This window comes from Pantoea sp. VS1, from assembly GCF_002207995.1.
Taxonomy (GTDB): Bacteria; Pseudomonadota; Gammaproteobacteria; order Enterobacterales; family Enterobacteriaceae; genus Pantoea; species Pantoea dispersa.
The window spans coordinates 1-18616 of sequence record NZ_NHZE01000131.1 but is presented as its reverse complement, the minus strand read 5'-3'; the positions used below and the strand labels follow the sequence as shown (position 1 = coordinate 18616).

Sequence of the window (18616 nt, the reverse complement as noted above, 5' to 3'; positions counted from 1 at the left end):
GCCGGTAACCGCCAGCGTGGTGGATGATGTTCTGCCGCCGGTCAGTATTGCGCCCTCATCGGCGGGTGCATCATCACGTATGCCCACCTCTCCGCTGGAGGACTCGATGGAAGAAGTCTCGATGACCTTCGCGGAACACGTTGAGCGTAAAAGCAAGGCGTTGAATCAGCGGAAAGTGGTGGCACCGCCGGGTAGCCGGGCAATGCAACATATTGAACGCATTGAGAAGTTAGACGAGCTGATGAAGCTGCTGGAGCACCCGCAGCATGCCCAGCTGGAAACCCTGAATCAGAAGATGCAGACCCTGTTGCAACGCTCGCCCTCTCCGCATCTGGATGAGCTGCTGGAAGCCGCAGGCCATGACCCTGTGCGCTGTGACGTGGTGTTACGTCACACCTTGGTCCAGGCGCAGCGGGCGCAAAACACCGAACTGGCCAGCAGCGCAGTACAGAGTCTGGAGATGCTGCATAAGGAAAAAGGCGCCGAAGTCAGCGCCGGGCTGAATACCGCCAGCGCCATTGCCAGTTTCAGTACCGATCCGACACAGAAACAGGCCATGCGCCAGCTCTACTACCAAACCATTGTCCACCTGCAATCAGGTAACGCGATGCTCGATGCGCTGCTGAACAGCTTTGGCAGCGTGCACTTTAATCAGGGATTACGCACCTTACAGCGCGCCTTGTCGGACGATCTTGCCGCGCGCAGTTCTTCCATCCCACGACGCGCGCTGCAAAAAATCCTCGCCAGCCTTCAGGATGCGGGCAATATCAGCCAGACGCTGACCGCCAGCAAAATTTTGCTCAAGCGGCTGGGCGGCAAGCTGCCGGACGTCAACTTCAGCCCGTTGGAGCTGACCCGCCGCCTGCTGAATCTGAGCGGCAACGGTGCTTACCTGCGCGACCTGCAAAACCTCTCGCGCGATGTGGCCGGTCAGCAACCCCATCACCAGGTGCTATTTCTTAGCGGGCTGGTGCCGCTGGTCTACCACCTGCCGCTGGGACTGTGGCGGGATGATAAAAGTAAAAACCGCCAGATGGCGTTAAATCTGCTGCGCACGGTGATCAGCGAATACGCTGCACATGAGCCGCGCGCCACTCTGTCACAACCTAGGGCGGCGTTATAAATGAGTTCTCTGTTTGTCTGGCTGAACCGTCTCGCCATCAGTGCGATGCAGCGCTCGGAAGTAGTGGGTGCCACCATTGTCATGTCGATTGTCTTCATGATGATCATCCCGCTGCCTACCGGCCTGATCGACGTGCTGATCGCGCTGAATATCTGCATTTCCTCGCTGCTGATCGTGCTGGCGATGTATCTGCCGAAACCGCTGGCCTTCTCGACGTTTCCGTCGGTGCTGCTGTTAACCACCATGTTCCGCCTGGCGCTGTCGATCTCCACCACCCGACAGATTCTGCTGCAACAGGATGCCGGTCATATTGTTGAAGCCTTTGGTAATTTCGTGGTTGGCGGCAATCTGGCGGTCGGTCTGGTTATCTTTTTAATCCTGACCGTGGTGAACTTTCTGGTGATCACCAAGGGCTCGGAGCGTGTGGCAGAAGTGGCCGCGCGTTTCACCCTTGATGCGATGCCGGGCAAACAGATGTCGATTGACAGTGACCTGCGTGCAGGACTGATTGAAGCGCATCAGGCGCGTCAGCGCAGGGAAAACCTGGCAAAAGAGAGCCAGCTGTTTGGTGCGATGGATGGCGCCATGAAGTTTGTCAAAGGGGATGCGATTGCCGGGCTGGTGATTGTGTTTATCAATATGATCGGCGGCTTCGCTATCGGCGTGCTGCAAAATGGTATGGACGCCAGCGCGGCGATGCATATCTACTCGGTACTGACCATCGGTGACGGCCTGATCGCCCAGATCCCGGCACTGCTTATCTCACTGACCGCCGGGATGATCATCACCCGCGTTTCGGCTGACGGTCAGCAGGTGGATGCCAACATTGGTCGCGAAATTGCCGAGCAGCTGACCAGCCAGCCGAAGGCCTGGATTATGTCTGCCGCCGGGATGCTGGGTTTTGCCCTTTTGCCCGGCATGCCAACCGCGGTCTTTATTGTGATTAGTGCCGTGGCGCTCGGCAGCGGTTTGTTCCAGCTGTGGCGCACCAAACAGGAAACCAACCAGCAGGAGGCCAGCCAGCGCCAGGCGCAGCAGCTGGCCCCGGAGGAGAACGGTAATCAGGATTTGCGTCGCTTTAACCCGACCCGCGCCTATCTGTTGCAGTTCAGTCAGGGCCATCAGAACAGTGAAGCGTCCACGGCACTGATCCAGAATATCCGTCGGCTGCGTAACCGGCTGGTTTACCACTTTGGCTTTACCCTGCCCAGCTTCGACATTGAATTCTCGCCGATGCTGGCTGATGACGAATTCCGCTTCTGCGTTTATGAAATCCCGCTGGTCACCGCCACCTTTGCCGTTGAACATCTGGCGGTAAGAAAAAACAGCTTTGACGCCTGGCTCAGTGAACAGGCTGACGGTGCTGAGCATCCTATGATGCAGGGCGTGGCGGAGCGCGATGAAACGCACTGGTGCTGGCTGCCGCCTGACCATCCGCTGCTGCAACAGGATGACCAGCGGATGTGGAACGCCAGCGACCTGATTATGCTGCGCATGGAGCAGGCGATTCATCAGAGCGGATCGCAATTTATCGGCTTGCAGGAGAGCAAATCGATCCTCAACTGGCTGGAGAGCGAGCAGCCGGAGCTGGCGCAGGAGCTGCAACGTATTATGCCGCTGTCGCGTTTTGCCGCCGTACTGCAACGGCTGGCCTCCGAGCGCATGCCATTGCGTTCCGTGCGAACCATTGCAGAAACGCTGATCGAGCACGGCCAGCATGAGCGTGACAGCGCTGCGCTGACCGATTTCGTACGTATCGCGCTGAAAGAACATATCTGCCACCAGTATCTGCAACCCAACGGGCTGGATGTCTGGCTGCTGACCCCGGAAACCGAAGAGCTGCTGCGTGACTCCCTGCGCCAGGCCCAGAGCGAAACCTTCTTCTCGCTGGCCCAGGATTACGGCATCAGCCTGCTGCATCAGATGCGCCAGGCCTTCCCGGCTTATGACAATAATCAGGCGCTGATCCTTGTCGCCCAGGATTTACGCAGCCCGCTGCGCGCGCTGCTGAAAGATGAGTTCCACGCCGTGCCGGTCCTGTCCTTTGCGGAATTAACCAGTAATGTTGCCATCAATGTGCTGGGACGGCTCGATTTACAACAGTCACCGCCAGACCTCCAGGAAAATGACTCATGCATGAATTACGCGTACTGACCGGGCTGCATCGCGGTGCAGCGTTGCCCCTGAGTGGCGAACAATGGTGGATAGGTGCCGCAGAGGATGCCGATCTGGCCCTGTACGACCCGGGGATCAAAGATCGCCACTGCCAGCTTCTTAAAACCGTGCAAGGCTGGGTGGTAAAGGCACTGGAGGGACCGCTGAACGACAATGAAGGCCAGCGGTGTGAAGAACTGAGCAACCTGCAACCGGGGACGGCTTTCGCCATTGGCCATATCTGGCTGAGCATCGTCAGTGCCGCCACGCCGTGGCCGGAAGAAGCCAGTAAGCCGCAACCGGCAGAAGAAGCCCCGGTGCTGGCTGAACCGGCGGTAACGGCCACTGCGGAGACCGCCCCGGCGGTGGTGGCGCAGGAGAAAGAGCCGCTGCCGTTCTGGGCAAAAGTGATTTATGCGGTGCTGATCCTGCTGCTGGTGATGATGCTGGGAAGCTGGCTGCTGAACGCCAGCGTGGCCTCGCCTTCTGCGCCACCTGCCCCGGGTAAACCGCAGCTGAACAGCGTGGGACGTACGCGACAGATCATCAACGGCATGCTGCTGGATCGCGGGCTGGAAAAACAGGTTGCTGTCGCTTCGGACAACAACAGCCTGACGTTAAGCGGCAACCTCTCCTACGACGATAATCAGCGTCTGCAACGCATGATGCGCACCTTCTATCACCACTATGATGTACGCTTGGCCATCCATAACAAGGCCAGTACCGTCAGCGCAAAACTGCCGTTTAACATCGTGCAGATCACCAGCGGCACACACGCCAATATCGTCACCGACGGCGGCCAGCGCATATTTATTGGCGATGAAGTTGACCAGCTGCGTCTGGTGGCGATTAACAGTGACAGCATTGAATTTGCCGGACGCGAAAACATCAGGGTGAAGTGGTAATGAGCGCGCTACGCCAGCAGCTGGCGCAGTGGGAAGAGCAGCAGCAGCAGCGCCTTGGCCGCTATGCGCCGGTCAGGCGCTACGGTCGGGTTACCGGCATCAGCGGGATCCTGATCGAATGCAGCCTGCCCGATGCGCGCATTGGCGATCTGTGCCGCATCCTGCGCAGCGACGGCGGCAGCGTCCTCTCTGAGATTGTCGGTTTCAGCCCGCAGAAAATTCTGCTGTCGGCGCTGGGCGCGCTGGACGGTATTTCTCAGGGGGCGATCATTATTCCGCTCTATCTGCCGCACAGTATCTGCGTCAGCGACCAGCTGCTGGGCAGCGTGTTGGATGGCTTTGGTCGGGCGCTGGAGCCAAGCGGATGCAGCGCGTTTGCCGAGCCGGGCAGCGCGGTCCGTTCAGTGCCGGTGCTGAACGATGCCCCGCCGCCTACCGAACGCCCATGCATCGACACCCCGCTACCGACCGGGCTGCGCGCCATTGACGGACTGCTGACTATCGGTACGGGGCAGCGGGTAGGCATTTTCGCCGGGGCGGGCTGTGGTAAAACCACCCTGCTGGCAGAGCTGGCGCGTAACACGCCGTGCGATGCCATTGTTTTCGGGCTGATTGGCGAACGTGGTCGTGAACTGCGCGAATTTCTCGATCACGAGCTGGATGACGAGCTGCGCAGCCGCACCGTGCTGCTATGCGCCACCTCTGACCGCAGCAGTATGGAGCGCGCCAGAGCCGCGTTTACCGCCACTGCGATTGCCGAAGCGTTTCGTGCTGAAGGCAAAAGCGTGCTGCTGATTGTCGACTCCCTGACCCGTTTTGCCCGTGCCCAGCGCGAGATTGGCCTTGCTCTTGGCGAGCCGCCGGGACGTGGCGGGCTGCCCCCGTCGGTTTACACCCTGCTGCCACGGCTGGTGGAGCGGGCGGGACAGACCCGCCAGGGGGCCATTACCGCGCTCTATTCGGTGCTGATTGAGCAGGACTCGATGAACGATCCGGTGGCTGATGAAGTCCGCTCGCTAATTGACGGCCATATCGTGCTCAGCCGCCGCCTGGCTGAACGTAACCACTACCCCGCCATTGATATCCTTGCCAGCCTCAGCCGTACCATGAGCAATGTGGTGGACCGCGAGCATATGATGCAGGCCGGACGTATTCGCAGCCTGATGGCGGCCTATAAGCAGGTAGAGATGCTGATCCGCCTGGGAGAGTATCAGCCGGGCAACGACATCCTGACCGATGCCGCCGTCAATGCTAACGACGTGATTAATCACTATCTGCGCCAGTCAATGCGCGCCCCCGACCCGTTAGAACATATTCTCAGTCAACTTGCCGAGGTCAGCGCCCATGCCCCTGATTGAAGATGAGCTGGAACAACAGGACAGCCAGCTGGAAAGCCTGCAACAGGCGCTGAATGTGCTGATGCCAATCCGCCGCCAGCGTCTGAGTCGTGCGCAACGCCAGCAACGTCAGCATCAGACACGGCTGGCCGAGGCGCAGGCACAGCAGCAGGCAGAAGAAGAACAGCTGGTGCAGGACCAGCAGCACTATCAGTTGCAACGCGAACGCCTGCAACAGCAGCAATCCTCAAGGGAAAAACTGACCCGCCATGTCAACAATGAGCTGAGCGCCTTACAGGCGGTGGGTCAGCAGCAGCAGCAGTGTCAGCAGGCGGAACAGAGCTGTCATCAGGCCGCTTATATGCTGGAACAGGCGACAGAATGGACGCGTGAACAGCAAAAAGCGGTAGAGAAGCTGGAATATTTATCGGAACACCTGGAGGACGCGTGAAGAATACCAATACAACGGGATACCCGGACCGGGTGCCATCCCCTCAGCGCCAGGCTCAGCCGGATGAGCGCTATCGCGAGCGTATCCCGGCAACCCGCCTGCGTCAGCAGGAAAGCAGAGAGTCGCTGAGCGCGCTGGGTTCGCTGTTTTTTGCCAGCACCACCGAATTTATGCCTGAGCACCAGACGGTGCAGGATGAAGCCCCGTCGCCGGACTGGCAGCAACTGCACGAGGAGTTACACGAGCGCATCGCCAACAATGCCGACGAGGATTGCGCCTTTACGCTGCTGTTGCCGGAGGCCGGTGAAGTCGATGTCACGCTGGCCCGTGGTCAACCGGCGGGCTGGGAGATTTCACTGCGTTTTTCGCCGCAGGTCTGGCGCCAGTGGCAGCGCCGGGAAATCCTCTGTCGCCGTCAGTTAAGTCAGTCGCTTAACGCCCCGGTACGGCTGAAAATTGAGCAGGGAAGCGCATAATGAGTGAGGTCACCCGGCTGCATTTTCCCCGTCTCACCCGCACGGAGGTCCGCTCACAGAACCTGCTGGCACGCGCGCACTGCTTTCCTTTCACTCTCGGTGACGAAGCCGGTGAGCTGTATCTGCTGCCGGGCGAGGCATCATCCCCGGCAACCTTCAGCCACTGGCGCTGTGCGCTGGGCCACTTTTCGCTGGCAGACGCCACACCGGTGCTTAATCTGCTGTCGCTGTCGCCTTTCAGCGCCCTGCACAGCCTCTGCGCTGAGGATGAATGGCAGACAATATTATTTAATCAGTACCTCAGTCCGGAACTGGCGCGCTTATTTGGCGACATAACAGTAAGTGACGTGCAGGAACAGCATGAATTATGCGCCAGACTTCATGTCCAGCTGGGTGAGCGTCATGCAGAGTGCCCGCTACAGCTAAGCCATTCAGGGCTGGCACACTGGCTGAAGCAACCCGGCTGGCAGAAGAGCCACAGCACGCTGCCAGATACGCTGGTTTACAGCCAGCCGCTGGTTCTGGGGCGCATTACCCTGCACACGCCGCAGTTGCAGGCGTTGAGCGCAGGCGATGTGCTGGTTCCTCCGGTCAGCTATTTCACCCCGGATGGTCAGGGCAACCTGATCCTCGCCGGGCAGCAGTTACACGGCGAATTGCAGTTGCCTCAACACTTTTTGCTTACTCATATGGAGAGTACCGCCTTGGATCCTTATGCTGCTGATGAATTTGACGCTGTGTCCCAGCCTGAAACGCTTACCACCGATGAGAATACGCAGCTGGCCTCGCTGCCGCTGTCGCTGGAGGTGCGCTGTGGCCGTACCCGACTGATGCTGGGCGAACTGCAACAGTTACAGGCAGGCAGCGTACTGACGCTTGATAATGTGACGCCCGGCGAGGCCGGTTTGTACCACGGCGATACGCTGATCGCACACGGTGAGCTGGTGGATGTGGAAGGCCATCTTGGATTACAACTGACCCGGCTGCTGCTGACCTCGCAGCAGGAGGCCGGATGAATACCGAACAGTTCGATCCGATGACCTTTGCCCTGTTCCTTGGGGCATTGTCACTGATCCCGATGCTGATGATCGTCTGCACCTGCTTTTTGAAAATCTCGATGGTGCTGTTGATCACCCGCAATGCGATCGGTGTGCAGCAGGTGCCGCCGAACATGGCGCTGTATGGCATTGCGCTGGCGGCAACGCTGTTTGTGATGGCCCCGGTATTTAACCAGATGCAGCATCAGTTCAGCCAGGCTCCCGCCGATTTATCCAGTATGGATAACCTGAAAACCAGCGTTACCAACGGGGTGGCCCCGCTGCAGAAATTTATGACCCACAATACCGATCCGGACATCCTGATCCATTTGCAGGAAAACAGCGTGCGGATGTGGCCGAAAGAGATGTCGGACAACGTCAGCAAAGACAATCTGCTGCTGGTGATCCCGGCCTTCGTGCTGTCGGAATTGCAGGCCGGATTTAAAATCGGGTTCCTGATCTATATCCCGTTTATCGTTATAGACCTGATTGTCTCTAACGTACTGCTGGCACTGGGTATGCAGATGGTGGCCCCGATGACCCTGTCGCTGCCGCTGAAGATGCTGCTGTTTGTGTTGATTAATGGCTGGACCCGCCTGCTGGACGGCTTATTTTACAGTTACCTCTGAGGCAAGCATGGAAATACTGAATCTGTTCAAACAGGCGATGCTGCTGGTGGTACTGCTCTCCGCTCCGCCGCTGCTGGTGGCGGTGATTGTCGGGGTGCTGGTGTCATTGTTACAGGCGGTGATGCAGTTGCAGGATCAGACCCTGCCCTTTGCCATTAAGCTGGTGGCAGTGGGTATTGCGCTGGCGCTGAGCGGCCGCTGGATCGGCGTTGAGCTGCTTGAACTGGCCCAGCAGGCCTTCTCCATGATCCCACAGACCGGGGCATAGCCATGGCTAACGATGCCATCCACACCCTCTATCAATACCTGTTTGCCCTGACGCTGGGCACTGCGCGCATCTACCCCTGTCTGATTCTGGTTCCGGTATTTTCATTCAATATTCTGAAAGGCATGGTGCGCACCGGCGTAGTGCTGGCGCTGGCGCTGGTTCCGGCGCTGGGTTTACAGGCGCAGCTGGCGGTGCAGATGCCTGACTGGCCGCAGCTGATCGCGTTGATCCTGAAAGAGGTGGTGATTGGTATCCTGCTGGGGCTGATTATCGGGATGCCCTTCTGGCTGTTTCAGTCGGTGGGGGCACTGTTCGATAACCAGCGTGGCGCCCTGATTGGTGGCCAGCTCAACCCGGCGCTGGGCAGCGATGTCACCCCGCTCGGCCTGCTGCTGCAACAGACGCTGATTTTGCTGCTGATCCTTGGCGCGGGTTTAAGCGGCGTCACCCAGATTATCTGGGACAGCTACCGTATCTGGCCGGTGATGCAGTGGTTGCCGTTACCGCATCAACAGGGATTTGAGCAGTATCTGAGCCTGCTGGCCGACACCTTCAGCCATATCATCATTTACGCCGGCCCGCTGGTGGCGCTGCTGCTGATGCTGGATTTCAGTATCGCCATCCTCAGCCTCTACAGCCCGCAGTTGCAGGCGTTTGTGCTGTCCGTTCCGGCGAAATGCCTGGTCGGCCTGCTGTTTTTTGTGCTGTATATCCCCACGCTGAATGCGCTGGGAGAGGGACGTCTGGAACTGCTGCCCGATCTGAGCAAGATGATGCCACTGCTGTTGGGAGGTCATTAGCATGTCGGAAAAAACGGAAAAACCCACGGCGAAAAAGCTTCAGGATGCGCGTCGCAAAGGTCAGGTTCCGCAAAGTCAGGACGTTCCCAAACTGCTGATTTGCGCCGGGGTGGTGGAAACGGTGCTGGCGCTGGATGACGTCGGGATGCAGAAGCTCCAGGCACTGATGATGTTGCCGCTTGCACGCCTTAATCAGCCTTTTGAGCTGGCACTGAATGAAGTGGTCGGCAGCGCGCTGGTGCTGGTTGCCACCTTTTGTGGCCTGACGGTGGCGGTGGCGGCGCTGCTGCGTATTATCGGCGGCTGGGTGCAGTACGGTCCCCTGTTTGCCCCGGAAGCGCTGAAGCCCGATTTCAACCGACTTAACCCGATCAATCAGTTCAAGCAGATGTTTTCGGTTAAAAAACTCACCGACATGCTGAACAGCATCCTTAAAGCAGCCGCCATCTGTACCATTTTCTATCTGGTGCTGACGCCGGATCTCGAATCCCTTTCCCGGCTGGCTTATGGCGATCTGGACAGCTTCTGGCCTGCGGTAGAGGTGATGCTGACCCGCGTGTCACGTCAGACGCTGATGACGCTGCTGGTGCTGACCATGCTGGACTTTGGCCTGCAAAAATACTTTTTCCTCAAGCAGCAGCGTATGAGCCATCAGGATATTCGTGACGAGCACAAACAGTCCGAGGGCGATCCGCATATGAAAGGCCACCGTCATGCGGTAGCGCATGAGTTGCTGAACGCCCCGGCGGCCCCGGTAAAAAGCAAACCGGTCGAGGAGGCCGACCTGCTGCTGGTCAACCCCACCCACTATGCGGTGGCGCTCTATTACCGTCCGGAGCTGACGCCGCTGCCGCGCATTATCTGTAAAGGCGAGGATGGGGATGCCAAAGCGCTGATCGCCAGGGCGCAGAAAGCCAATATCCCGGTGATCCGCTTTATCTGGCTGGCACGAACGCTCTATCGTTCTGAGGAAGGCCAGATGATCCCCCGTCATACGTTGCAGGCGGTAGCGCAGGTTTATCGGGTGCTGCGTGAGCTGGACGATCAGATAACCGATGAGGTGATCGAGCTGGAAGCGGAATAGCGGGAACTTTTGTCTGCCGTATACCACCTATATGCTGAATGAGTCGGGCAGAGAGCCTGAAACATGCCGGGTCAAACCAAAGCATATTGTGTAAGGAACATGGCCAATGAATATGATAATGACCGCCACCCCCCACCCTGACGATGTTAATCAAATCCGCCAGAAACTGATGGCGTTCAATGCACAACATGTTGATGTTGGACAGATAAAAGATATCGCCGTTTTTCTCAATGACGCTGAAGGCAACAAAATCGCCGGCCTGCTCGCCGTCACCTGGGGGAACTGGATGCATATTCATTTTTTGTGGGTCGATGAAGCGCTGCGCAGAACCGGTCATGGGGCCAGGCTGTTGCAGGCCGCCGAGCAGGAAGCTATCGTACGTGGCTGTCAGCGCGTTTGTGTCGATACCTTCAGTTTTCAGGCGCGGGAGTTCTATGAGAAGCAGGGCTACCGGCTGCAAATGACGCTGGAGCAGATGCCGCAGCATCATCGCCAGCATTATCTGGTTAAGCAGCTGGACGCTGCCAGCTGTGCGCTTTCCACCACGAATTAATCGCATCCGGACGCAGTCAGTGTGAAGACGGGCAGCGCGCAGGAACCGCAGCGTACATGCAGTACGTGAGGACTCCGGGCACTGCCCGGAGTCAGAATGACAAGAAAACCAACCTGAGGGACAGGAACTATGTTTTGCAAACACTACACCGTCGACCCAAACCATGTTGATTTTCAGGGCGTGGTCGATGGTCTTTACTATCCGTTCTATCTGGAATGGGCACGCCATGCTTATATGGCTGAAGCGCTGGGACTGGTTCTTGAAGAGGAATTTAAACAGGGGCGTATTCATATGCTGCTGGAGTATACCCTCAGCTTCAAAAAAAGCCTGAAGGCAGGTGACGAGCTGGTGGTGACCTGTCAGCCGGTAAAAAACGAAAAACGCAGCCGGGTGAATTTTTTCCAGCAGATTCTGGTTAACGATGTGGTGTATGCCGAAGCAACCTTTACCGCTACCTGTCTGACCAATGGCCGCCCCGGTATTCCTGCCAGCCTTGCGGCTATCCTCGAATAATCTGTACTGTATACGGGCGCATCCGCGCCTGTATTCATCGTGAAAGATCAGCCAGTCATTAAGCCACGCTCCCATTCTAATCCTTGCATTCAGGCCGTCATACAGCACTACGCTCTCTGAGTTTACCCAGCGATCTCACCCCGGTTTTGTCATTCCGTCCGGCATAGCAAAATTCAGACTCCCCTTGACTGAAAGCCTGTTTTTATCGGTTTTTGATATTTTTCCTCGCCGTTTTTTATCAAAGTTAATTTTCATAAAAAAATGCTTACCAACTCGATAACCAGGAGATTTTATGAAAATAGCGAATTATTTATGCGCACATTTATTTCACAGTAGCAAGGCTGCTTTAAGGCTGGCAATGACTGATACAAAATACCTTCCCATGGCGGAAGACATTATTTCAATAAAAAACCAGGATGCACACAAGCGACTTATGAAAGAAGGGGACAGTGCAAATGAATACTTCAGGTTAAATTATAAGATCATGAAATATGAAATTTTTTGAAAAAAAATTTCATATATTACTCACGGTGGCAATGCCAGAAATGAAGAGATCGCTTTTGTCGATAAAGTCACAGGGGAGGCGGTAATAAAAAAGAAATTTTATATTAACCACCAGGCTGATCAGGGTATTTCACCGCAGAGTTACAGAAATTTCAGTTCAAATGATTAAAGCATTTTAGTTGCATGAGCAACATGGACGCACCACAGCAATGTGCAAAAAAATATAACGTATAAAAGACGTTAAGTTATTGCACATTGACTGTGGATCATATGTCAGACTTACCAGACATTTTAGTGCGCTTTCGGAATACCAAACTGATCCAGTACCGGATCAACGTTATGATCAAAGCGCTTCTGCTCTTTGTGCTTATTGACCGCGCTGACGATAGAACTGATGCCAAAACCAATCGCTATCGCGCCATCAACCACCCAGCCTACCGGACCGGCTGCGGCACCAATGGTGCTGGCTGCGGCCATCGCCGTGCCTTCTCCGGCAACCATCCCGACCGCACGTCCGGCCGCCATGCCCGCCATACGACCAAAGCTGGCGGTGGCTTCGCGCCCGGTGCTCTTCAACGCAGTATCCACGCCCAGTTTAGCCAGTTCGCTACTGCCATGCACACCGTCGTAGATCGCTTTCGCGGCCCCGGCTTTGTTGCCGCTTGCCAGCATGCTGGATACGGAGAACAGCCCGGCCACCCCGGCAGCGCTGCTCATACCGGTTTTCATCAGCCCTTTCATGCCGGTAGCGGGACCATCTTTATTCAGCGCTTTGTCTACTGAACTCAGCATCTCTTTACCGCTCATTTTTTTCACATCGCCAGAGAGCAGGCCAGCCTGCTTCAGAGTTTTCAGCATATCCACTCCTCTCTTGCCCACCTTCAGTGAATCCATTACCGCTTCGGTATAGCCGTCCTGCTTCAGGTTCGTCACTTCCTTTGGCAGAACCGATTCATACAGTGATTTTTTCATATCGGAGAGCTGAAGGATTTGCTGGGCATCGGCATGTTTGCCCTTGATGTTGTCTTTGACGTAGCCGCCCTGAGCAATCTGTTGCTGAAAAGAGGTGTTCAGTTGCTCGCTCAGCCCCGGTTGTCTGGCCACCACCTCTTTCGCCGTCGGCACGCTGTCGCCACGCAGTGAATGCTGCAAACTCAGTTCATCTGTCAGCCCCTGAAGTGCATCGCTGTAATCCGGCGCAGACTTTTTATCCTTCTGTCCCGCCTGTATGCGCTGCATGTCGTCACTGAGGGTTTTGCCTGATGCCACCTCGCCATAACGCTGATCGAGCGCCTGACGCAGGCCCTTATCTCCGTTGATCAGCGCTTTGCTCTGGGCCGGAACCGCCTTGTTCAGATAGTTATTCACCGCCGGATCTTTTTGTAGCTGATCGATCTTTTCGTTCAGTGCCTGTTCTGTTTTTGTGGTGTTGCGCAGGCTGCGCCCGGCCTGCACCGTTTTCAACGTCTGTTGCAGCTTAACCATCACCGCCGCTTTTTCTGCACCACTGTATTTATCAGGGTGGTCAAACACATCTTTATTCAGCCGGCTGGTGTCAACATTGGCAGTGGCATTTACCAACGCCGCCTGATTGATCAACTGGGCAAAATCGCCCCCGTTGGTTGGTGCCTGTTTTTTAATCCAGTTATCAATATTTTTATTGCTGAAGCGACTGTCAGGACCGTGCTCGGCCAGTTTCTTTCCGGTGACACCGCCCTGATCAAGCTCGGCAAGCAGCCCCGGCGAGGAGAAACTGCGGGCAGCCTGACGCAGGGAACCGGACAGCCCTGGATTCTGTTTCACCAGGTTATTCAGGTCGTCAGCCGACATATCCTTACCGGCTTTACCGTTTTCCAGTCCCGCCACCCGCAATATTGGGCCATTGGCACGCAGCATTGCCGCCTCTGCCACCATCTGGCGGGAACCTTCATCGGCATTCGGGTTCTTTTTCAGGTAGTCGGAAATGTCTTTATCCGCGGCATCCTGCGCTTTGTTCATCCGTGAAATAAAGCCTTTGTAATCGTCTTTGGTGACTTTGCCGTCCGGATTATCGCCATGTTTGCCTGCATCAATGGCGTTTTTCAGCGCCGGATTGGCATCGATATAGGCCTGTGCCCGCTGCGCATCCGGGCCGCCGTCCAGTACCATTTGCGCGGCGGCCATCGGACGATTGAGCTCCTTTTCTGCCTGCAAACGTTGATCGGCTGGCAGGTTAGCCACCATCGGCTCCCATTTTTTCAGTTTATCCGGGGAGGAGAGCGGTGAGTTATCAAGAAAATCTCCCGAATGGTCCGCGCTGGCGACCTGACCTGAAGCCGAAGTCGTCTGCCCGCTGGTGGGTGCTGCCGGAGCAGATACCGTTGAGGTCGGCTGGGCGGGTGCTGCCGCCGTGGCTGTCGGCGCTTCGTCGGTTGAACCTGCGGCGGTGGTCGTCGGCGCTGTGGCCGTGGTGCTGCCCGCGACAGCACCTGCTGACGGATTCGCAGTGCTGGTTGTCTGGCTGGTTTTGCCGGGCGCAGCAGGGGGACTGCCCTGCGGCGATTGTCTCAGAGCGGCAGGTGCTTTCGCTGCATCCCCTCTTTGCGCCACGACTGCCTGCAAAATAGAGCGGATCATCCCGGAAAGAGTTAACGCAACCGCAACATCCTGCTGCATTCCAGGCATAGCGCCAAACTGGATATTCTGACCCGCTGGCGTTTTAACCGCCGTCTGCTGCGAGGTTGTTTCAGGCGAAATAAGTGAGTTCTGACTGAATGATGATGGTGTTGACGAAACGCGCATGCTGACTTCCCCCAATAAAAAGGCCGTGTCGCTTACCACGGCGACAAAATTTCTTTACCGGGTTTATGTTGCCTGCTGTGAGACTGGGTTCCCGAAAAAATCTCATTCTGCCCTTTCCGGGACTTTATGCTGTGCCTGACTCGGGTTGTGGATTTAATAACCAGCCGGGCCGTTATTCATACTGGCCTGTCGCCACCCTGTTGGCATCGAGTGGCTTTCCGCCAGCGTATCCTGAAGCCGGAGAGTGATAAGTGATTCTGCTGCGTGACGGAAAGCGTTGCCGACTGTCGGAGAACGGATATGATGATTTAATGTCATGCTAAGTCCGGAGAAAAGTGAAAATTCTGGCCCCCAGAGGTACACAGGGGCTTTGTTGAATAAATCGAACTTTTGCTGAGTTGAAGGATCAGATCACGCACTCTCTCGACAACACAGACCGCTCCGTGGCGAAGCAAAAGTTCAGAATCACCAACTGGAAGACCTACAACATAGCCCCCATCAACCGTGGATCCCTCACTTTATGGCTGGACGATGAGGCGATTCAGGCCTGGTATGAGTCAGCAACGCCTTCATCTCGCGGAAGACCTCAGCGCTATTCAGATCTTGCCATCACGACTGTCCTGATGATTAAACGTGTATTCCGGCTGACCCTGCGGGCTGCGCAGGGTTTTATTGATTCTATTTTTGCCATGATGAACGTTCCTTTGCGTTGTCCGGATTACACCAGTGTCAGTAAGCGGGCAAAGTCGGTTCATGTCAGTTTCAAAACGCCCATCCGGGGTGAAATTGCCCATCTGGTAATTGATTCCACCGGGCTTAAGGTCTTCGGTGAAGGCGAGTGGAAAGTCAAAAAACACGGCAAAAAGCGCCGTCGTACCTGGCGAAAGCTGCATCTGGCCGTTGACAGCAAAACACATGAGGTCATCTGTGCCGACCTGTCGCTAAACAACGTCACGGACTCAGAGGCTTTCCCCGGATTAATCCGGCAGACCCACCGAAAAATCAGGTCAGCCGCTTGAGACGGTGCTTACGACACCCGGTTATGTCACGATGAACTACGGCGTAAGAAAATCAGTGCTCTCATCCCGCCGAGAAAAGGCGCAGGTTACTGGCCCGGAGAGTACAGAGATCGTAATCGTGCAGTAGCGAATCAGCGTCTGAACAGAAGCAATGCGCGGTGGAAATGGGTAACAGATTACAACCGTCGCTCGATAGCGGAAACGGCGATGTACAGGATAAAACAGTTGTTGGGTGGTTCACTGACGCTGCGTGATTACGATGGCCAGGAAGCAGAGGCTTTGGCCATGGTGCGGGCGTTAAACAAAATGACGAAGGCGGGTATGCCTGAAAGCGTGCGCATTGCCTGAAAACCCAGTCGGCTACAGAGACGTTCGCCCGGAGTCTGATTTATTCAACAAAGCCTCACTCAGCATTAAACCACCTCAGGCCCGCTCATAACCCTGCGCTCCGGACGAATATCTGTTCTGATGCGAGGAGCTTTTATGCCCGGAATTGCATTCCTCATGCGTACCGGGGAGATAGAATCTGCCATCAGGCGAGGGTCTGGTTCCTCCCGGGCAACCATTCATGCCCCGCTGACCGTTTTTCCCGGCAAGTCCGGCTCCGCCGTTGGCATCATTTGTACGCCACAGTCTGTACACGTCCTTTGAGTCACTCTGCCCGGCATAAGTCAATGCTGAAAATACCAGGATAGACAGCAGAGAAAAATTCAATACATTACTCATACTTTATCCTCTTTCCGCACTCATCATCTGACCGTTATCGAATCAGGCTGCTGTTCAGTCACTTTCAGCGCCGTCCCCTCGAGTGCGTTATGGAGAGCTTCCCGGATAGTCATTCTGCCTTTAACGGGATTTGCCCTGACCCAGGCCGTCCTGCTGAGGTCCGTCCTGATAAAACACCCTGTCCCGTGCGCCAGTTGCTGAGCAGTTTCATCAAACCGGAAGAAACTGATGTCATAATCTGCAATGGCGTCACACTTCCCCTACGGCACATGAACATCCGGGGAAGCACTGCATGAAATAATTAAGAAAACTATGCCGGTACTAAAAATCTTTCCGGATAAACACGTCAATGCCTGTTCCGTCACATTCATCTGATGAATCCTCATGATATGTTACACAGCGATAATAACGACAAAGTTATTAATCTGTTATTTCAGTGAGATATTTTATTTAATAAACTTATCGGCAAAGGTAACAAACTGTTGCCAGTCATAAGGCGTGATATCGTGGCCGCCAGAACGGACGTGATAACTCAGCGTTCCCGAAAGTGGCATACTGGTTCGTGACATTTCCTGATACACGGGTACATTATCAGTTTTACCTGCAAGCTCCCACACTACTGAGGCTTCTTCTAATCCGGTAAATTCGCCCATCTGGCCTGCGCTGACCGGGAAATGTACTGGTTAAATGTTCGCTTTAGGCACCAGTCAGGAACTGTGTTTGATCGGCTCCTCACTGAGTGCCGTGAACAGTTTATCCACCATCAAGATGCGGGGTGAGAGATTTCTTGAAACAGGCCACAGTGCCGATAGCGGGGCATCATACCGGGGGCATAACCGGTAGAAGCCTCCGGTCCTTCTTTATTGCTTTATATTATTGGCTCTGACAACCAGGAAATGGCTGTCAGAGCCAAAATGGTCAACAATCTTGGTATCGACATGTTCCAGTTCCTTCCTGGCAACCATTCGTATTTCGCCCGCCTTTGCCCGGCAAACCCGGCCTGACGGTACACAGCATTTGTACGCCACCATCTGTGTACCCGGATGCTACCCCCCTCAAAAGGGGATAGCTGAATGTGTCGACAGTAAAGCCGCGTCTTTATTATGAGAACTGGTTGATTTTATTTAAAAAAACGTTAATTATATAACTTTTAACACTACTGAATACAATTCAGATGAAAAAATTAATTTTAAAAATTAACCTATGTGTGTGTTTTTCTCTGGCTCAGTTCACTCATGCGGCACAATTAACTCCCTTCGCTGATGAAAACAGAAACTTATGGTTGCGAATGGAAGGGACTCTTGAAAATGGGGACGCGCAGTCATTCAACAACTACATTGAGGAGGCGAAGGCGCAAAATCTAGAATTTTACGGGGTTACTTTGATATCCAGTGGTGGGTTATTACAAGAAGGAAAAGCTATTGCGAAGCTGGTCAGAGACAATAGAATGATAACCTACGTTCCTGATAATTCATTGTGTGCCAGTTCATGCTTTTGGGTATTTGCTGCAGGGATACACCGGTATGCTGGCAAGCAAACTTCCATCGGCGTTCATAGTGTAGGGCGAACAAATCAAGAAGAAGATGAATTAACAAAATCGAATACACTGGATATGATTAGGGCATACGCAGCTCTGGGAGTACCTGATGATATTGTCGGTGCAACAGCAAAAACCAAACCCAATCAGATACACTTCCTGACCAGAAGTGAACTAAACGCAATGGTGAACAACCCTGCACCACCCGAAGAATTTACAAATTACCTTATTTCAACAAATCAATCAGTAGAGACAACAAAATTAATTCAAACATCATTACCATCAGAAGAATCCAAAAACTACTCCCGAGCCCTCAATGAGAGAGGGATTAACCTCATTCATACAGGAAATTACGATGAAGCAGTCAAAGTATTAGAAGAGGCTAAAAAACATAATAATTTTGACACTGAAGTTTTAGGAAACTTAGGTTACGCTTATTACAGGAATAATGACTTAAAAAATGCACAGGATAACATAACAGCTTCATTAAAAATCAATGAGACAAGAAGTGTATCCTGGGGTAACCTTGGCGAAATCGTTGCAAAGCAAGGAAATGTTAAGTGGGCAATAGACTGCTTTAATAATTATATTTATTACTCAAAAAATAAAGAGTCTGCATTAAGGCACTTAAATCGCCTGACAAAGTCTGAGAATATTTACTTATCGATGGCCGCAAGTTCAATAATCAATAAATAATCACTATCCTGAGCCAATTCCGT

Annotated in this window: 17 protein-coding genes and 1 pseudogene; 16 read left to right on the top strand and 2 right to left on the bottom strand. The window is 54.5% G+C overall.

Features of this window, described 5'->3' with window-relative positions; genetic code table 11:
* Positions 1–16 precede the first annotated feature (16 nt).
* The 14 genes from sctW (at position 17) to CBW22_RS24900 (ending at position 11835) form a co-directional block, all read left to right on the top strand.
* The gene (gene sctW, locus CBW22_RS24965) at positions 17–1123 is read left to right on the top strand and encodes a type III secretion system gatekeeper subunit SctW (protein WP_088518161.1); all 1107 of its coding nucleotides are present in this window, start codon (positions 17–19) and stop codon (positions 1121–1123) included.
* Positions 1124–3277 carry a type III secretion system export apparatus subunit SctV gene (gene sctV / locus CBW22_RS24960; protein ID WP_088518160.1) on the top strand — a complete coding sequence of 718 codons (2154 nt, stop codon included), beginning with the start codon at positions 1124–1126 and terminating at the stop codon, positions 3275–3277.
* Complete coding sequence (gene sctD / locus CBW22_RS24955; protein ID WP_088518159.1) at positions 3256–4182, top strand: type III secretion system inner membrane ring subunit SctD; 927 nt, start codon at positions 3256–3258, stop codon at positions 4180–4182. The genes sctV and sctD overlap by 22 nt, the downstream gene beginning before the upstream one ends.
* Entirely contained in the window at positions 4176–5540 is a 1365-nt protein-coding gene (gene sctN, locus CBW22_RS24950) for a type III secretion system ATPase SctN (protein WP_088518158.1), read from the top strand. Before sctD ends, sctN begins: the two co-directional genes overlap by 7 nt.
* Positions 5527–5970 (top strand): type III secretion system protein, encoded by a 444-nt coding sequence (locus CBW22_RS24945; protein WP_088518157.1) that lies wholly within the window; start codon positions 5527–5529, stop codon positions 5968–5970. The genes sctN and CBW22_RS24945 overlap by 14 nt, the downstream gene beginning before the upstream one ends.
* The gene (locus CBW22_RS24940) at positions 5967–6446 is read left to right on the top strand and encodes a type III secretion system HrpP C-terminal domain-containing protein (RefSeq protein ID WP_034936554.1); all 480 of its coding nucleotides are present in this window, start codon (positions 5967–5969) and stop codon (positions 6444–6446) included. The genes CBW22_RS24945 and CBW22_RS24940 overlap by 4 nt, the downstream gene beginning before the upstream one ends.
* Positions 6446–7462 carry a type III secretion system cytoplasmic ring protein SctQ gene (gene sctQ / locus CBW22_RS24935; RefSeq protein ID WP_088518156.1) on the top strand — a complete coding sequence of 339 codons (1017 nt, stop codon included), beginning with the start codon at positions 6446–6448 and terminating at the stop codon, positions 7460–7462. Before CBW22_RS24940 ends, sctQ begins: the two co-directional genes overlap by 1 nt.
* On the top strand, positions 7459–8112 hold the full coding sequence (sctR, locus tag CBW22_RS24930) for a type III secretion system export apparatus subunit SctR (RefSeq protein ID WP_034936559.1): 654 nt from the start codon (positions 7459–7461) through the stop codon (positions 8110–8112). Before sctQ ends, sctR begins: the two co-directional genes overlap by 4 nt.
* Positions 8113–8119: 7 nt before the next feature.
* A complete protein-coding gene (gene sctS, locus CBW22_RS24925; RefSeq protein ID WP_088518155.1) occupies positions 8120–8380 on the top strand; it encodes a type III secretion system export apparatus subunit SctS in 261 nt (86 codons plus the stop codon).
* Between the two features lie 2 nt (positions 8381–8382).
* Positions 8383–9180, top strand: coding sequence for a type III secretion system export apparatus subunit SctT (gene sctT / locus CBW22_RS24920; RefSeq protein WP_034936562.1), 798 nt, complete (start codon positions 8383–8385; stop codon positions 9178–9180).
* Between the two features lies 1 nt (position 9181).
* Entirely contained in the window at positions 9182–10264 is a 1083-nt protein-coding gene (gene sctU / locus CBW22_RS24915; protein WP_034936564.1) for a type III secretion system export apparatus subunit SctU, read from the top strand.
* Between the two features lie 106 nt (positions 10265–10370).
* On the top strand, positions 10371–10817 hold the full coding sequence (locus tag CBW22_RS24910) for a GNAT family N-acetyltransferase (protein ID WP_034936565.1): 447 nt from the start codon (positions 10371–10373) through the stop codon (positions 10815–10817).
* 129 nt (positions 10818–10946) lie between these two features.
* Positions 10947–11330, top strand: coding sequence for an acyl-CoA thioesterase (locus CBW22_RS24905; RefSeq protein WP_088518154.1), 384 nt, complete (start codon positions 10947–10949; stop codon positions 11328–11330).
* 292 nt (positions 11331–11622) lie between these two features.
* A complete protein-coding gene (locus tag CBW22_RS24900) occupies positions 11623–11835 on the top strand; it encodes a hypothetical protein (RefSeq protein ID WP_088518153.1) in 213 nt (70 codons plus the stop codon).
* Between the two features lie 290 nt (positions 11836–12125).
* Here CBW22_RS24900 and CBW22_RS24895 read toward each other — a convergent pair whose 3' ends face one another.
* A complete protein-coding gene (locus CBW22_RS24895; protein WP_254919569.1) occupies positions 12126–14498 on the bottom strand; it encodes a type III effector HrpK domain-containing protein in 2373 nt (790 codons plus the stop codon).
* A gap of 560 nt (positions 14499–15058) precedes the next feature.
* On the opposite strand from CBW22_RS24895, the pseudogene CBW22_RS24890 reads away from it, so the two are divergent.
* Positions 15059–15982 (top strand): annotated as a pseudogene (locus tag CBW22_RS24890) (IS5 family transposase).
* A gap of 824 nt (positions 15983–16806) precedes the next feature.
* Here the strand turns inward: CBW22_RS24890 and CBW22_RS24880 are convergent.
* Positions 16807–17013, bottom strand: coding sequence for a hypothetical protein (locus CBW22_RS24880; protein ID WP_088518151.1), 207 nt, complete (start codon positions 17011–17013; stop codon positions 16807–16809).
* Positions 17014–17534: 521 nt separating this feature from the next.
* Here CBW22_RS24880 and CBW22_RS24875 point away from each other — a divergent pair.
* Positions 17535–18593, top strand: a complete 1059-nt coding sequence (locus tag CBW22_RS24875) for a hypothetical protein (RefSeq protein WP_088518150.1) — start codon at positions 17535–17537, stop codon at positions 18591–18593.
* Positions 18594–18616 lie beyond the last annotated feature (23 nt).

Coding starts and splice junctions, on each gene's coding strand:
- sctU (WP_034936564.1), top strand. CDS start 9,182: ATGTCGGAAAAAACGGAAAAACCCACGGCGAAAAAGCTTCAGGATGCG.
- CBW22_RS24895 (WP_254919569.1), bottom strand. CDS start 14,498: ATGCCTGGAATGCAGCAGGATGTTGCGGTTGCGTTAACTCTTTCCGGG.
- sctT (WP_034936562.1), top strand. CDS start 8,383: ATGGCTAACGATGCCATCCACACCCTCTATCAATACCTGTTTGCCCTG.
- CBW22_RS24910 (WP_034936565.1), top strand. CDS start 10,371: ATGAATATGATAATGACCGCCACCCCCCACCCTGACGATGTTAATCAA.
- sctS (WP_088518155.1), top strand. CDS start 8,120: ATGGAAATACTGAATCTGTTCAAACAGGCGATGCTGCTGGTGGTACTG.
- CBW22_RS24880 (WP_088518151.1), bottom strand. CDS start 17,013: ATGGGCGAATTTACCGGATTAGAAGAAGCCTCAGTAGTGTGGGAGCTT.
- sctR (WP_034936559.1), top strand. CDS start 7,459: ATGAATACCGAACAGTTCGATCCGATGACCTTTGCCCTGTTCCTTGGG.
- CBW22_RS24905 (WP_088518154.1), top strand. CDS start 10,947: ATGTTTTGCAAACACTACACCGTCGACCCAAACCATGTTGATTTTCAG.
- sctD (WP_088518159.1), top strand. CDS start 3,256: ATGCATGAATTACGCGTACTGACCGGGCTGCATCGCGGTGCAGCGTTG.
- sctQ (WP_088518156.1), top strand. CDS start 6,446: ATGAGTGAGGTCACCCGGCTGCATTTTCCCCGTCTCACCCGCACGGAG.
- CBW22_RS24875 (WP_088518150.1), top strand. CDS start 17,535: ATGAAAAAATTAATTTTAAAAATTAACCTATGTGTGTGTTTTTCTCTG.
- sctV (WP_088518160.1), top strand. CDS start 1,124: ATGAGTTCTCTGTTTGTCTGGCTGAACCGTCTCGCCATCAGTGCGATG.
- CBW22_RS24945 (WP_088518157.1), top strand. CDS start 5,527: ATGCCCCTGATTGAAGATGAGCTGGAACAACAGGACAGCCAGCTGGAA.
- CBW22_RS24900 (WP_088518153.1), top strand. CDS start 11,623: ATGAAAATAGCGAATTATTTATGCGCACATTTATTTCACAGTAGCAAG.